Source organism: Paenibacillus sp. GbtcB18 (assembly GCF_019091125.1).
In the GTDB taxonomy this organism is placed as follows: Bacteria; Bacillota; Bacilli; order Paenibacillales; family NBRC-103111; genus Paenibacillus_F; species Paenibacillus_F chitinolyticus.
On sequence record NZ_JAGXJX010000587.1, the window covers coordinates 1 to 253 of the forward strand.

Sequence of the window (253 nt, forward strand, 5' to 3'; positions counted from 1 at the left end):
GTTTGGCGAACCGGCGCGCAAATACGAACTGTCGGACACGCGTGTCCTCCACCCAGAGATTCATATACAGCTGCTTATGCGGCCGGACGCTCCGGCCTCCCGTGTAGCCCTCCACCGCCGTGATGATATGCGGCCGATAGGCGCTGATTACATGGATGAAGGCCGCCTGCCTAATGCAGTCGTGTCCCTTCGCCCGGAACTGTGCGACCAGGCCCTCCGGCAGGGAGCAGGTGTCGCTCTGGGGCGGCAGGGC

At 64.0% G+C, this 253-nt stretch carries 1 pseudogene; it reads right to left on the bottom strand.

The features are described 5' to 3' along the window. Positions 1–250 (bottom strand): annotated as a pseudogene (locus tag KVT34_RS30625) (phytanoyl-CoA dioxygenase family protein); the annotation flags it as partial. Between the last annotated feature and the right edge of the window lie 3 nt (positions 251–253).